This is a genomic window from Campylobacter sp. FOBRC14, assembly GCF_000287855.1.
GTDB classification, from domain to species: domain Bacteria; phylum Campylobacterota; class Campylobacteria; order Campylobacterales; family Campylobacteraceae; genus Campylobacter_A; species Campylobacter_A curvus.
The window spans coordinates 114,258-128,849 of record NZ_ALJJ01000009.1 but is presented as its reverse complement, the minus strand read 5'-3'; the positions used below and the strand labels follow the sequence as shown (position 1 = coordinate 128,849).

The window sequence follows — 14,592 nt, the reverse complement described above, 5'->3', positions numbered from 1 at the left end:
ACGATGGAAATTTTAAACAATATAAACACTCAAACAGCCGTCCAAAGTGGCGCTTCAGGCGCACAAGGTGCGGTAAAGACGCCTCAAGGAGGGCTTTTTAAAAACCAGCCCACGCCTCAAAGCGTAAGCGAACAGAGCGTTCAAAATGCGCTTGATAATGTCGGCAAGCTCGTTGCACGCGTGCTTGACGAGCTAAAAAGCAGCGCCAGCATCACAAAGACCGAGCAGATATTAGAACAAGCCAAAGATACGCGCATAGCGCCAAATTTCTCAAACGACCTGCAGTCTTTGGCTAAGGCTCTTGAGAGCGAAGGCGATACCGAGCAAAACGCGAGTTTAAAAGAGCTCGCACTAAAGCTGAAGGAGTTTTTAAAACCTATCGCCGAGCTAAAAAATGCACCGCTAAACGAGCAGATAAAAAACTCGGGCGTGCTGCTGGAGGCGAATTTAAAGGATGCGTTAAGCGGCGAAAAGCTGCCATCATCGATCCAAAAACTGCTAAGCGACATCAAAAATTTAAGCAATCAAAATCTACTAAATGAAATTTTGACGCTTGCAAACGATGAAAATTTGGACAATCAAAATTCTTTTTCAAAGCTTAGCACGGTCTTGGAAAACACCAAAAATCAAGCTCAAAATACGCTCAATAATTCAAACATCAAGGTGCTTTTAAGCGATGTCAATAAGCTTGATAATGTCTCGAAATTTTTAGATAAAATGAGCGCGAAAGATCCAAACGCCGATAATATAAAAATGCAAGTAGGAAAAATGCTTGATTTCGTCTCAAATTTAAAAGATAAAATAGGCGGTCTGGCAAACGAAAAGCTAAATCAAAATTTTGGCTTTAGCTCTAACCACAAGGAGCTAAGAATGACGCTTGAGGCCTTGCAAAGGGATCTGAAATTTTTAAACGATATAGGTGATGAGGCGGGGCTCGTCAAAGAATTTAAGGCGCTAAGCGGCAGCTCTAACGAGGCTAGCTTGCAAGATAAGCTCCAAAGCGCAGCTCGTCGTTTGGCGCAGACGCTAAATTTCGCAGATGCTAGCGCAAGCGCTGCAAAGGCGAATTTAGACGAGAGTAAAGCGCTTTTAAAGCAGCTAAAACTAGCATCCAACGATATAACAAATATCACTCAAAAAAATTCCGCCGAGGTCGCAAAGACACTAAGCAGCGATGTAAAAAGCACTCTTTTATCTATCAGTGAAAAGAGTCAAAACCCGCAGATAAGCCAAATGGCTAATAAAATGCTCTCTCAAATCGAGATACATCAAGTAGTCTCCAGCTTGCAAGGAGGTATACAAACCTATATGCCCTACGTTTGGGACGGTGTGGAGGGCGGCAATGTAGCTTTTAAACACGGTAAAAAAGACAAATACTACGCGCAAATCGATCTAAATTTTAAAAAATACGGCCAAGTAAACGTCATGGTAGGACTGATCGATAAGCGCTACATCGATATCTCGGTAGCTACACAAACGAGCGAATTTAAAAATCTAATCTCAAGCGGGGCCGGCGAGCTGAAGCAGGCGATCTCGCAGCTTGGGCTCATAGTCTCGAATTTCAATCTAAAAGCGATGCCCAAAACGCAAATCAGACAGAAATTTAAGAATTTCGGCGGATTTGACGTGGGGTTTGATAAGAAGATCTGATGCAAGTGTCTAAGAAAAAGGCGGTCGCGCTTGGCTATAATCGCGAGAAAAATAGCGCTCCAAAAGTCCTAGCCACAGGCTCTGGCGAGATAGCAAACAAGATAATCTCCCTCGCTCGCGAACACGAGATACCGATCAAAGAAGACCCCGATTTAATAGAAATTTTAAGTAAAGTCGAGATAGATCAAGAGATACCGCCAAATTTATATAAGGCTGTCGCTGAAATTTTCAGCTTCTTGTATAAGGTGACGAATAAAAAATAATCGTTAGCTTATTTTTACTTTTAATTTATTTTTTGTTTTTTGATGTATAATCTGCCGAGTTTATAAAATTTGCAACACAAAGGAGTTTGAATGAAAATTTCAACAAAAGTTATGGTGATGATAGTCTCATCACTTGTTGTTTTGCTTGTTGCGCTAGTTGCCCTAAACAACTATGAACAAGATAAAACGATTAAATCTTCCGAAGACGAGCTCGTAAAAGCCGTAATAACCGGGAAAAAGGTAGCTTTAAGCGAGGAGCTGACGATAGTTTCTACGCTAATATCAAAGGTTCAAAAAGAATTTATAGATAGCGGCAAAAGCCAACAGGATATAAAAAAGGATATCTTGGCATATATCGAATCGATTAGATTTGGTGCGGGCAATAAAAACTATATCAGCGTGTATGATAAACAAGGCAATACGATCATAAATCCAGGCAACCCGCAGTTTAACGGGCAAAGCAGGATAAATGCAACGGATGCGAACGGACTTAAATATATAGAAAAGCTTATTCAAACTTCAGATAGAGACGAATTTGTGGAATTTACCTTTGTTGCAAAAGATGGAAAACATACAAGAAGACTTGGCGATAGTTTTGGTATAAATTTATTTGGCGAAGATGTTGTTCTTGTATCGATAGCCGATCTTGAAGACGCCTATAAAAGAGCCGATAAGATAGTAGAAGATATGGAGGCGGACGCGGCAAAAGGTATGCAGATGTTTGTGATGGTCGCCATCATCATAATGATAATATCTTTGATCGCGACTATACTTTACTCTAAATTTTCTATCACTAAACCGCTCAATGAGCTCATAGACAGAGCGAACAACCTCTCAAGCGGAGACGGCGATCTGACTAGAAAGCTTGAAGTAAACGGCAAAGACGAGATAGCTCAAGCAAGCGAAGCGATAAATAATTTCATAGAAAAAGTAAGGATATTGATATCTGACGCTAAGCACCTATCTTCTGAAAATTCCTCTATCGCAAACGAGCTTAGCTCGACATCGCTTCAAACCGGCAAACGTGTAGAGGACTCTACGACGATAGTGAGCAAAACCAGCAAGGACTGCAACGAGATACAATCAGGCATGAAAGAGTCTATCCAAATAGCTCAAAACGGCAAAGACGATCTACAAAAGGCGCTAGGATATGTAGATGAGGCTACTAAATCGATCTCAAATTTGACATCCGAGATAGTCCAGACCGCTCAAACCGAAAACGAAATGGCTGGCAAGATAGATCAGCTAAGCCGTGATGCAGAGCAGGTCAAATCAGTCCTCGTCGTGATAAACGATATAGCCGATCAGACAAATCTACTAGCTCTTAACGCCGCTATCGAGGCTGCTAGAGCTGGCGAGCATGGACGTGGATTTGCAGTCGTCGCCGATGAGGTCAGACAGCTTGCAGAAAGGACTCAAAAGAGCCTAATAGAGATAAACGCGACCATAAACGTCATAGTCCAAGCGATATCAGACTCTAGCGAGCAGATGAGTGCAAATTCTAAACAGATACAAGAGCTTACAAATGTCGCTAGCGATGTTGAAAAGACCATCAAGGTCATGAGCGAAGTGATGAGCAGTGCGATAGGGCTATCTGATAAAACGATACAAGACTACATAAACACAGGCAAGAGCATAGACGAAATAGTAGGGAATATCGATGGTATCAACTCTATCTCAACAGAAAATGCAAGAAGCGTCGAAGAGATAGCAAGCGCAGCCGAGCATCTAAATAAGATGACCGATACTCTAAACGCCAAACTGGGCGAATTTAGAACGTGACCAGATAAATCGATAAAATCTAAGCCGAAATTTTGAAATTTCGGCTTTGGATATGACAGAGACTAGGTAAATTTATTCCAAACGACTTGATTTTTTATGATATAATGCCATCTAAATTTTAAGGGCAAAAAGGCGGATAGTGGCTCAAAAGCTAGTATTGATAGGCGCATCTACGGGCGGACCAGGTCATATAAAAAAACTCCTCAAAAACATCGATCTAAAAGGCGCAAGCATAGTCATTGCGCAGCATATGAATAAGATGTTTATCCCGTCTTTTGCGACGCAAATAGGCAGAGAATGCGAGATAAATGTTGAAATTTTAAGCGATAGGGCGGTCCTAAAAGACAGGGTATATATCTGCGAGCAAAATTTCATGATAGGCGATAGCGTGCCGCTAAACGCAAAGCCAAATACCGAAACTAAAACCATATACACACCAAATGTCGATATGCTTTTCAACTCCGGCGTGAGTGTATGCAAGAGCGCAAACGTAATGGCGATACTGCTGACTGGTATAGGCGATGACGGCGCGAGCGGGCTAAATAACCTTTATAAAGCGGGTGCTAGATGTATCGCCGAGAGCGAGGACAGCGCGATAGTTTATGGTATGCCAAAACGCGCCAAGGAGCTAAATCCAAATTTAAAATCGCTAAATTTATTTGCCGCCAGAAAAGAGCTCGAGGACTTTTTAAATGCTTTTTAAAAAACACGAAAATTCAGACAAAAAAGACGCGCAAGACATCCTGAGCGCACAAGCGCCTACCGATATGGACGGCTTTAACGACTTTATGAACATCATAAAGACGCTTTGCGGAGTCGATCTCGAGCCAAAACGAGATATCACGTTTCAAAGACTGGGGATATTTGCCAAAGACAGACAGATAAAAACTTTTAAAGATATCGTCAGTATGATACGCTACAACAGCGAGCTGAGGCAGGATATTTTAAATTTAGTCACGGTGAACGAGACCTATTTTTATAGAGAGTTGCCGCAGCTAAAGGACGTGATCGGCTATGCTAAAGACCTTGGGAGCGCTAGAATTTTATGTGCGCCATGTTCCAGTGGCGACGAGGCTTACTCGCTGGCGATGCTCGCACATGAGATCGGCATGCCTCAAAGCTCTCTAAATATCGTAGGCATCGACATAAACTCGGAGGCCATAACCGGCTGTCTAAACGGCATATATAACGAGCGTAGCTTGCACCGACTCGATGCGTATCAAAAAGAGCGATTTTTCACCAAAGAAGGGGATAAATTTGCGATCAAAAAGTCGATGCTGCCAAGGTGTGAGTTTAAAATTTTAAATGTCTTTGACGATGCGATATTTTCTCTTGGCAAATTCGACATCATCCTTTCGCGAAATATGATGATATATTTTGACGATAGCTTCAGGCTAAAATGTGTCGAGCGCTTGCATAAGCTACTAAAAGAGCAAGGCAGGTTATACACCGGCCATGCTGATCTCGTGCCTTATACTCCGCTTTATGTCAAGCAGTTTTCTTACGGAGCGTCTTACTACGAGCGTGCGTAAAGAGATCATCCCTCTTTAGCCTCGACTTCGATCTCTAGCTCGACTTTGTCGGAGATCGTAAGATCGGAGGTGTCAAGCCCGATCTCAAAGAGGCTTCTTTTCGTATGTCCCTCCAGGCTAAAGCCGATCTTTTCCTTGCCGTCTTGATCTTTGCTAAATCCGCCAAGCTCGAATTTCAGCACTACCGGCTTTGTGATGCCGTGCATCGTGAGCGTACCCACGACCTTGCCTTCGGTCGGGCTTTCTTTTTCAAATTTCATCATTTTGTAAGTGATCTTTTCAAATTTTGCCGTGTCAAAAAAGTCTGCGCTTCTTAGGTGGTTGTCACGCGTCTCATTTTGCGTATTTATCGAGGTTGCGTCGATGCTGGCCTCAAATGTTTTTAGTGTGTTTGAACTCTTGTCATAGTCGATGGTCGCGCTAAATTTGCCGAAATTTCCATTTACTTTTGAGATGCTTAGGTGTTTGACCTTAAAGCCGACATTCGTATGAGCGGCGTCTACCTCGTAGACTGTGGCATTTGCAAAGCTCGCTAAAATAGCGACAACGAGTGAAAATTTCATGATTTCTTTCATATTTACTCCTTAAATTTTGCGCCAGTATAATCAAAAATCGTAAATGTATAGCTTTTGATCGTTTTGTAAGCTTATTTCAAGACTACTTTATATCGTAAGAGTTCAAAATTTTGAAGTAGTAAAATGCGCCGATGAAAAACATCACGCCCATAAGCGCGGTTATCATCTCTAAATTTACGCCAAATTTAAATAGCGAGCCGATAGCTAGCGACGTTATGGCGCTCACGCCAAGATAGATCATATCGTTATAGGCGATGACGCGCCCGTAAAAATTTTTATCGCAGTTTTGCTGCAATAGCGTGTAGGTGTAGCTCCAAAGCGTCGATGTGAAAAAGCCCGCCGCAGTGACGCCAAGCAGCCCTACGTAGAAATTTTGCTGCGAGAGCGCCCAGATGATGATGCCAATGCCGTGCCCGATGTAGATGAAGACAAGGTTGTTTTTATTTACGAATTTACTTAAAAGCATCGGCGCTAGCATCAAGGAGACCGCTCGCATAGCGTTTATGAAGCCTATCACCAGCGAAATGGATAAAATTCCCATGTATTTATAATCCGCCAAAAGCGCTACCAGCGCCTCATATGCCGTCACGCCAACAAATGCGTGTAAAAATATGAGATGAACGACCAGTCTATTTTGTTTTAGATAAATGAGACCGTTTTTTAGCATTTTTAGGCTTGATTCGACGAAAATTTGCGCTGTGCGTTCGATCTTTAGAGCCGCTAGAAAGTAAAAACTGCAAATGTAGATCAGCCCGTCAAGGATAAAGGCGCTTTTGATGCCGAAAAAATGTATATAAATACCTGCAAGCCCCATGCCTGCAGTATATGAGACGGCCCAAATGATGGAGTGTATCTCATTTGCGAGCTTTAAATTTTGCTTGCTCAAAATTTTGGGCAGCAGGCTCATTTCGACCTGAAAATACATGCCGCCCGTGCCGTTTCGTATAAAAATCAGCACTAAAAGCAGCCAAAGAAAATCGAGCGAATCTATAAAAATGAGCATGAAAACGGTGATAGTTTCTATCAGCGCCATCGCTACCAGCATGGGTTTTGGGCTAAATTTATCGACTAAAACGCCACTAAAAGGCGCTAGCACGACGCCCGGCAGATACGCCATGGCAGCGCTAGCCGTGATCGCCCAAACGGGCGCGTCAAGCTCGATGAGCAGCGTGAAGATGCCAGTGTGCGAGAACCATACGCCAAAATAGCACATCAGTTGAACGAAGCTTAAAAGACGAAAATTCTTTTCGTCTTTTAAAAGCTTGAGATAGCTTTTCACCTACTGATTCCAGATGAGTAAAATTTTATCTATTTTCGTGTCGTCCGGGATGTCGCTTAGGCCTTTTATCGCTATGTTTTCAGCCGTTTTTAGCTTGATGACGATGTTATGAGTAGGGATCTTTAGTGAAATTTTGCCATTTTGGTTCGTAAAATTTTCTATTTTGAGTGCGTTTTTTATCTCGCCAAAATTTGAGCCTATGCTTATACCTTCCGGAGTTTTAAATTTAGGCGTCAGCAGCTCGATCTGCGTTATGATGCCATTTAGCAGAGTGTATTTAAAAAGCCCGTTTTTTGCGCTATCAAATACGATATAGCTGTTTTCGTCTTTTAAATTTGCATCTCGTTTGATGTTTTTCGAGCCAAAAATTTTAATGATATCAGAGCTTTTCATATCGTCAGTGAGAACTCCTAAAAAGTGCTTGCCAAATAGCCATTTTAGGCTCGTTTTTTGGCTGTATTTACCGGCTATATAGCCTCTTTTGCAGATATTTTTACTCTCGTTTTTTATGAAAATGTTATCGTGAATTTTATGCACGCTTAGCGCCAGTCCATTTTCATTTTTGAGGTAAAAGATGCCGTCTTTGTAGCTTAATGCCCCGTCCAGCGAGCAAGGCGGCTCGCCATCTTTTAAAGACGAATACGCATCAAGCCTGGCACCGTCTTTAAACGGAGTTATTATCACGCTTTGAAAGCTTTTTTCGTTTTTAAATTTAAAAAATTGCCTAAAAAAGCTCTCTTTATAGCCCTTATCTACCGGCTCGAAGCTATATATGTCGGCTAAAACACCTGTGCGCTTGTTTTTGTTTTCGTCAAGCTGGATGAGGGAATTTTTATGCGGTGTGAAAAACTGCGTTTTGCCTTCGGCGCTTTTTAGGGTGATTATATTTGCATTGATCTCAAACGTGCCAACCTCTTGGCTAAATTTCGGATCTTTTGCTATGTAAAGCATCGATCTTACGTAGGTTTTGTCTTTGTTTAGCGTGAGTATGGTCTTGATGCCCTCGCAGTCAGGGCAGGGCAGTATGGCGTGAAAGGTGCTGAAAATAGCGTTTGAGACGGCGATCTTCGTCTCTTTTTTCTCGGGCTGGATGACGGCTGGTTTTTGGGTCATATTTTTATCTTGCACCGCCGCTTCTTGAACGGGAGCTTTGTTCAGCGAACAGCCCGCCAAGATCAAAGCAAGAATAGACGCTAAAATTTGCTTCATCGTATCTCCTTTGGGTGGCGAGATTATAACATTTAGTAATTTAAAATTGGCTCTGTTATATCAGAGTATTGATGCCCGCTTCGCTTCTGCTTTGCAGTTGCGAACGAAGTGAAGCAAAAACCCTGCTCGCTCCAGGAGCGACCTAGCACAGACGCGAACAGCGTTTGTGCGGGAGCGAGTAGCCGAACATATAGCACGATTTACGCGGTCAGCTACCGCTTCCCTGTCCTCGTAGCGAAGTTTTGCTTCGACTTCGTCTCGCAACTGCAAGCAGAACGTTACGAGTGTGCAGCACGAAGTAAAAATCGGCGGCGATAGCGTCGCTTCACAAGGTTTGACTTCGCTTTGGAAGTATAACAGGACCTTAAAATTTTAATAGAGCCAAACCGGGCTCTACGATCAGTTAATCGGCTTGAAGGTGTAATTATCCTTAAATTCGCCTGTCGCCATCGTGCCGTCGGCATTTAGCATATATAGATTTTTGCCGTCAAATTTATAGCTCGTTTTTTCTTTGTATTCGTCTGTCGTAGTCACTGTATCGCCTACGACGATGTATCTTCCCTTGGAAGTATCTGTAAATTTATCTTTTGACTGATAGATCATTTTATTTGTGAACGTCCCGTCGGCATTTAGCGTGAGGGTAGCGTCTATGCCAGAGCAGCTAGCGCAAGGCAGAGTGGTTTTATATGTCCCTGCGACAGGCATTTTGCTGACTTCGCAGCCTTTTACGTTGTCTATCGTGCATTTGCCTTTTGGGACGTTTGCGTCTTGGCTGGAGCTAGCGCAACCGAGTAAAAATAGGGACGCACTCAAAGCGAGGATAAAATTTTTCATATCGTAAATTCCTTTGATTAAAATGAAATGTATTATAATACGACATAAATCAATAGATGATAAATTTTTAAAATTTCAAGGAGAAAATATGATAGATCCTTATGTGATGCTCGCTATCGGCGCGCTTCTTATCGTGGCCGAGCTTTTATCGCTCTCGTTTTTCCTTTTCTTTTTCGGACTTGGCTTTCTCATTATAGGAGTGGCGAATTTTTGGCTTCCTGGGCACTGGTATCATCAAATTTTATTTGTGCTTTTCGTCTCGCTCGTGCTTTTGTTTTTCCTAAAAAAGCCTTTGAAAAAGAGATTTGGTAGGAAAAAAGAGAAATTTAGCGAAGATAGCTCGGACGAGAGTGATATGGGCATCGTTAGAAACGGCATGATATATTATAAAGGCGTACTTTGGCGTTATGACGGCGACGAGCTGGAGGAGGGCGTAAAAGTCAAGGTCAGAGGCACGATAAAAGATACGGCGATTTTAGAGAGATGAAATTTATATTTAAGCATTTTTCAAGCCTTAGTGTGAGCGAATTTTATGAGATCATCAGGCTTCGCATCAAAATTTTTGTAGTGGAGCAAAAATGCGCTTACGAAGAGTGCGACGAGAAAGACAAAGACGCTTATTTTTTGATGGTCTTAAGCGATGATGCGCAGCTAGTAGGCACTTTGCGTATCCTAAAGCGTGGTGTATCTTTCCCGCAAATATCGATAGGTCGTGTCGCTGTGGATGCGAGATATCGCGGCCAAAGGATAGCTCGCCAAATGCTTGAAGCGGCTATAAATTTTTATTGCTGATGAGCTAAAAGAAAATGAGATAGCTCAGAGCTATTTGGTAAAATTTTATAGTTCGTTCGGGTTTGAAAAGATCAGTGAGGAGTATTTGGAGGATGGCATAGCACATGTCGATATGCTAAGATCAGTGCATAGGTCTTGGTGCAGGTCCTTGCGGTCCGCCGGCTCCGCCAGGGCCTTTTTGCATACAGCCGCCACCGCAACCCCCATGTCCTGCCTCATGATGAGGATGGCGAGGCGCGCAACCTATCATAAATGCAGCTATCACCGCCAATATAGCGATCTTTTTCATGCTTTCTCCTTTTGATTAAAATGAGATTTTTATTCTACTGTCGATTTTTTAATATTTTTGCAATACCTAAATTCGCGCGTTTTAAGTGATAAAAGGCTTTGTTTGGTAAGTTTTAAATTGTTACCTTTGGGTATTAGCGAGCTTGTCGCTGATTTGTAGCGAAGCGATAGCGCACCGGGTCGTTCAAAATTTGCGAAGCTTAAATTTATGACGTCTTAGTTAGAAATAGAGCCTAATAAAAGCTAAAATTTGCTACACTACGCCAAAAATTATAAAGGTTTTGAATTTGAAGAGACTTAGTGTCGATGAAGCGGTCGATCTGATAGAAAATACCGAGCTAAACGAGCTTGGAGCTATGGCGCTGTCAAGAAAACGCGAGCTTCATCCCGATAAGATAACGACATTTATCGTCGATAGAAACATAAACTATACGAACGTTTGCTGGGTGGATTGTAAATTTTGCGCTTTTTATCGCCACGCCAAAGAGGAGGACGCCTATGTGCTTAGCTACGAGGAGATCGGCAAAAAGATCGAGGAGCTGATCGCTATCGGCGGGACGCAGATTTTATTTCAAGGCGGCGTTCATCCAAAGCTAAAGATCGAGTGGTACGAGCAGCTAGTGGAATTTATCTCTACGCACTATCCTACGATCACGATACATGGATTTTCGGCTGTCGAGATCGACTACATAGCTAAAATTTCAAAAATTTCGACCAAAGAGGTGCTGAAGCGACTCAATAAAAAAGGCCTTTTCTCGATGCCCGGAGCCGGAGCTGAAATTTTAAGCGACCGCGTGCGCGACATCATCGCCCCTAGGAAATGCGACACCGCAGACTGGCTACGCATCCACCGCGAGGCGCACGAGATAGGCATGAAAACGACTGCGACGATGATGTTTGGCACGGTCGAGACTACACGCGAGATAGTCGAGCACTGGGAGCACATCAGAGACCTGCAAGACGCTACAAACGGCTTTCGAGCGTTTATACTTTGGAGCTTTCAGGGGCTAAATACTCGCCTAGCGAGCGAACATCCAGAGATCATCAAACAAAGCTCGAACCAATATCTACGCCTGCTCGCGGTCTCCAGGCTGTTTTTGGATAATTTTAAAAATATCCAAAGCAGCTGGGTCACGCAGGGCAGCTATGTCGGACAGCTGGCGCTTTTGTTTGGCGCAAACGATCTGGGATCTACGATGATGGAAGAAAACGTCGTCAAAGCCGCAGGAGCTAGCTTTAGGATGAATCAAGCTCAAATGATCGAGCTCATAAAGGACGTGGGCGAATTTCCCGCAAAACGCAACACAAACTATGATATCTTAGAGAGGTTTTAGATGAAAATTTTAAATTTAGAGGTCAAAGATGCGAAGATACCAGTCGTTTTTGAAAGCTCAAAGGCGATGCCTGTGGTGCTTTTAAGGCTCGTTTTCAAGGTAGCCGGTAGCTGCGAGGACGGCGAAAAGTCAGGCCTTGCCAAGCTGGTGGCAAATATGCTAAACGAGGGCACGCTCAGCCTTGGCTCCAGCGAGTTTGCAAGGTTGCTCGAGACAAGAGCTATAAATTTAAGCGCTAGTGCGGGCTTTGAGACGCTGAGCATCGATATAAATTGCCTAAAAGAGCACTTTAGCTACGCTCTTTCAAAGCTAAAAGAGCTTTTAAGCGAGCCAAATTTCACGGATGAAATTTTAGCTAGGAACAAAGCCCTCACGCTTGGCGAGATAGCGAGCAACGAAAATGATTTCGACTATGTCGCAAGGCGCGGACTGATGGAAATTTTATATCCTAAAACGCCTCTTGGTAAGGCCGGGCTGGGCAATGAAAAAAGCATAAAAAGCATAACGCTTAAAGACGCTAAAAATTTCGTCGCTTCTCATCTTGATCTGGCAAATTTATTTGTCGTTTTTGGAGGCGATGTGAGCGAGGCGCAGACGGCTACGGTGGGTGAAATTTTGAGCGTTTTACCTGCGGGTAAGCAGCGAAATTTAAGCCATTTTGCCACTAGCGACAAGTGCGAGGCAAAAGAGATCGTAAGGTCAAGCGAGCAAGCGTATATCTATTTTGGCTCGCCTTATGAAGTGCCAAAGCAGGAGCGCTACAAGGCTATAGTGGCTACGTTTATCCTAGGCGAGGGCGGCTTTGGCTCCAGGCTGATGGAGGAGATCCGCGTCAAAAGGGGGCTCGCATATAGCGCCTACGCGAGAAATATCTTCAACCTTTCATACACGCAAATTTTTGGCTATATGCAGACTAAAAACGACAAAAAAGACGAAGCCATCGCAGTCATCAAAGATGAAATTTTAAAATTCAGCCAAAATGGCGTGAGTAAAACCGAGCTTGCTCAAGCAAAAAAATTTTTGAGCGGATCGCTACCGCTGCGCCTTGAGACGCTATTTAAGCGCCTTGACATCGCACAAAACGAATTTTATGAGGGCAAGCCCCTTGGCTCGTTTCTAAGCGAGCTTGATAAAATTTCAGCCCTAAAGTTTGATGAGCTAAATCACTTCATCACCTCTCACGCGGAGATAAACAAGCTTAGTTTTTGCGTTTTAAGAAATGAAATTTGAGTCAAAAGATAGGGACGAGCTAGCAAAGATCGGCGTTACCAGCCTACTTGATCTGGCTTTGACGCTACCAAAAAGCTTTGAGGATACGACTCTGGCAAATGAGCCCAAAGAGGGGCAAGTTTGTATCGATGTCACGATAAGATCGACTTCTCGTGCGCGCGGCGGTATGCTGGTCGCCATAAGCTTTTGCGAGGCGTGGCAAAGCAGCGTCAAGATCGTCATTTTTAATGCAAAGCCGTGGCATTTTGGAGCGTTTAAGGTCGGCAAAGAGATGATAATAACGGGCGTAGCCTCGCACACTTTTGGCGCGTGGCAGGTGATAAATCCAAGGATCATCACTAAGCCCGGCGAGATAGTGCCAAAATACCGCACTACATTAAAAGACGAGCGGCTAAAAACCCTCGTGTCAAAATACATAAATTTTGAAATTTTAACGAACGAAGGGCTTGATGAAAGAGAGGCGAATTTCATCTTGAGCCTTCAAAATGCGAACGAGCGAAGCATAGAAATTTTAAACGAACTAAAGAGTAAAAGCGAAGGGCTGCAGACCCTAAAATTCATAGAAATTTTTAACTACATAAAAAAGCTAAGCGCCAAAAAGATCCATTTTAAAAGCCAAAAGATCGAGCCTTTTGACATCGGCGAGTGGTTTAAAAATTTACCATTTGCCCCGACAAACGACCAGCTAAACGCTATAAACGATATCCGCACCGATCTAGCGCACGGCGAGGCCAAAAGGCGCGTCGTGATGGGTGATGTAGGTAGCGGCAAGACGCTAGTCATCCTAGCCGCCGCACTTAGCGTGTATCCGGGCTGCGCGGTGTTGATGGCGCCTACTAGCATCTTGTGCGAGCAGATTTATAACGAGGCGAAGCGCCTGCTGCCTGGGTTTATGAACGTGATGCTCGTTAAAAGCGGAGATAAAAATTTAGATTTTTCGGGCGTAAATTTCATCATCGGCACTCACGTTTTACTCTATCAAGAGCTGCCGCCCGTGCCGTTAGTGATGGTCGATGAGCAGCACCGATTTGGCTCGAGCCAGCGCGGAAAGATCGAGCAGATGACGCGAAACGGCGACTTGCACGCAAATTTCGTGCAGTTTTCAGCTACGCCCATACCCCGCACGCTAAGCCTCATCCAGTCCTCACTCGTAGAATTTAGCTTTTTAAAGCAAATGCCCTTTGAAAAGCATATAAAAACGCAAATTTTAAAGCCCGCAGACTTCGCCTCGCTTCTAACGCACATAAAAGCCCAGATATCAAGCGGTCGTCAAACGATCATTGTCTATCCGCTGGTCGAGGGCTCTGAAAATTTAAACTATCAAAGCCTGAGCGAGGCGCAGGGATTTTGGCTGCAAAATTTCAAAAACGTCTTCATCACGCACGGAAAAGATAGAGAAAAAGAGGAAATTTTGCGCCAGTTTAAGCAACGAGGCGATATCTTGCTCTCAACTACTGTCGTCGAGGTCGGTATCTCGTTACCACGGCTTAGCACGATCGTGATCGTAGGAGCCGAGCGACTGGGTCTTGCCACACTTCATCAGCTGCGCGGTCGCGTCGGACGAAACGGCGGTAGCGGCTTTTGTTTTTTATTTACGAAGCTTAAAAATCCGCCCGAAAGACTGGTGGAATTTTGCTCGACGACGGACGGCTTTGAGATAGCGCAGCTCGATCTAAAAAACCGCCAAAGCGGCGACATACTAAACGGCACGCTTCAGCACGGAGCGACCTTCGAATACTACGCATACGAAGAGGAGATCACCCAGGCGGCAAAAGACAGGCTGGACGCAGTTTTGGGCTTTGCAAGCAGGAAGTGAAATTTACG

The 14,592-nt window shown here is 43.7% G+C and carries 15 protein-coding genes and 1 pseudogene; 11 read left to right on the top strand and 5 right to left on the bottom strand.

Features of this window, described 5'->3' with window-relative positions; genetic code table 11:
* The first annotated feature begins 3 nt into the window (after positions 1-3).
* From HMPREF1139_RS03865 to HMPREF1139_RS03845, 5 genes are all read left to right on the top strand, one after another.
* Entirely contained in the window at positions 4-1,650 is a 1,647-nt protein-coding gene (locus tag HMPREF1139_RS03865) for a flagellar hook-length control protein FliK (RefSeq protein WP_009650143.1), read from the top strand.
* Positions 1,650-1,913: a FlhB-like flagellar biosynthesis protein gene (locus tag HMPREF1139_RS03860; RefSeq protein ID WP_009650354.1), complete on the top strand. Its 264-nt coding sequence runs from the start codon at positions 1,650-1,652 to the stop codon at positions 1,911-1,913. The genes HMPREF1139_RS03865 and HMPREF1139_RS03860 overlap by 1 nt, the downstream gene beginning before the upstream one ends.
* Before the next feature lie 90 nt (positions 1,914-2,003).
* Entirely contained in the window at positions 2,004-3,695 is a 1,692-nt protein-coding gene (locus HMPREF1139_RS03855; RefSeq protein WP_009649968.1) for a methyl-accepting chemotaxis protein, read from the top strand.
* Positions 3,696-3,834: 139 nt separating this feature from the next.
* Entirely contained in the window at positions 3,835-4,398 is a 564-nt protein-coding gene (locus HMPREF1139_RS03850) for a CheB methylesterase domain-containing protein (protein WP_009650087.1), read from the top strand.
* A complete protein-coding gene (locus HMPREF1139_RS03845) occupies positions 4,388-5,227 on the top strand; it encodes a CheR family methyltransferase (protein ID WP_009650034.1) in 840 nt (279 codons plus the stop codon). The genes HMPREF1139_RS03850 and HMPREF1139_RS03845 overlap by 11 nt, the downstream gene beginning before the upstream one ends.
* Before the next feature lie 5 nt (positions 5,228-5,232).
* On the opposite strand, the gene HMPREF1139_RS03840 is transcribed toward HMPREF1139_RS03845, so the two are convergent.
* From HMPREF1139_RS03840 to HMPREF1139_RS03825, 4 genes are all read right to left on the bottom strand, one after another.
* The gene (locus tag HMPREF1139_RS03840) at positions 5,233-5,802 is read right to left on the bottom strand and encodes a YceI family protein (RefSeq protein ID WP_009650341.1); all 570 of its coding nucleotides are present in this window, start codon (positions 5,800-5,802) and stop codon (positions 5,233-5,235) included.
* 82 nt (positions 5,803-5,884) lie between these two features.
* Complete coding sequence (locus HMPREF1139_RS03835) at positions 5,885-7,081, bottom strand: MFS transporter (protein ID WP_009650214.1); 1,197 nt, start codon at positions 7,079-7,081, stop codon at positions 5,885-5,887.
* A complete protein-coding gene (locus tag HMPREF1139_RS03830) occupies positions 7,082-8,290 on the bottom strand; it encodes a copper resistance protein NlpE (RefSeq protein ID WP_009650304.1) in 1,209 nt (402 codons plus the stop codon).
* 399 nt (positions 8,291-8,689) lie between these two features.
* Positions 8,690-9,124 carry a copper resistance protein NlpE gene (locus tag HMPREF1139_RS03825; protein WP_009649936.1) on the bottom strand — a complete coding sequence of 145 codons (435 nt, stop codon included), beginning with the start codon at positions 9,122-9,124 and terminating at the stop codon, positions 8,690-8,692.
* Between the two features lie 88 nt (positions 9,125-9,212).
* Between HMPREF1139_RS03825 and HMPREF1139_RS03820 the strand changes: the two genes are divergently transcribed.
* The 3 genes and pseudogenes from HMPREF1139_RS03820 to HMPREF1139_RS12115 all read left to right on the top strand — a co-directional run.
* Positions 9,213-9,611 (top strand): NfeD family protein, encoded by a 399-nt coding sequence (locus tag HMPREF1139_RS03820; protein WP_009649984.1) that lies wholly within the window; start codon positions 9,213-9,215, stop codon positions 9,609-9,611.
* Entirely contained in the window at positions 9,608-9,916 is a 309-nt protein-coding gene (locus HMPREF1139_RS03815) for a GNAT family N-acetyltransferase (protein WP_009650282.1), read from the top strand. Before HMPREF1139_RS03820 ends, HMPREF1139_RS03815 begins: the two co-directional genes overlap by 4 nt.
* A 34-nt stretch (positions 9,917-9,950) precedes the next feature.
* Positions 9,951-10,022 (top strand): annotated as a pseudogene (locus HMPREF1139_RS12115) (hypothetical protein); the annotation flags it as partial.
* A gap of 15 nt (positions 10,023-10,037) precedes the next feature.
* Here HMPREF1139_RS12115 and HMPREF1139_RS11855 read toward each other — a convergent pair.
* Positions 10,038-10,205: a hypothetical protein gene (locus HMPREF1139_RS11855; RefSeq protein WP_009650203.1), complete on the bottom strand. Its 168-nt coding sequence runs from the start codon at positions 10,203-10,205 to the stop codon at positions 10,038-10,040.
* Positions 10,206-10,491: 286 nt separating this feature from the next.
* Between HMPREF1139_RS11855 and HMPREF1139_RS03810 the strand changes: the two genes are divergently transcribed.
* The 3 genes from HMPREF1139_RS03810 to recG are packed head-to-tail and all read left to right on the top strand — an operon-like array spanning position 10,492 to position 14,584.
* Entirely contained in the window at positions 10,492-11,538 is a 1,047-nt protein-coding gene (locus tag HMPREF1139_RS03810; protein WP_009650079.1) for a dehypoxanthine futalosine cyclase, read from the top strand.
* Positions 11,539-12,768 carry a M16 family metallopeptidase gene (locus HMPREF1139_RS03805; protein ID WP_009649966.1) on the top strand — a complete coding sequence of 410 codons (1,230 nt, stop codon included), beginning with the start codon at positions 11,539-11,541 and terminating at the stop codon, positions 12,766-12,768.
* The gene (gene recG, locus HMPREF1139_RS03800; protein ID WP_009650273.1) at positions 12,758-14,584 is read left to right on the top strand and encodes an ATP-dependent DNA helicase RecG; all 1,827 of its coding nucleotides are present in this window, start codon (positions 12,758-12,760) and stop codon (positions 14,582-14,584) included. Before HMPREF1139_RS03805 ends, recG begins: the two co-directional genes overlap by 11 nt.
* Positions 14,585-14,592: the final 8 nt, after the last annotated feature.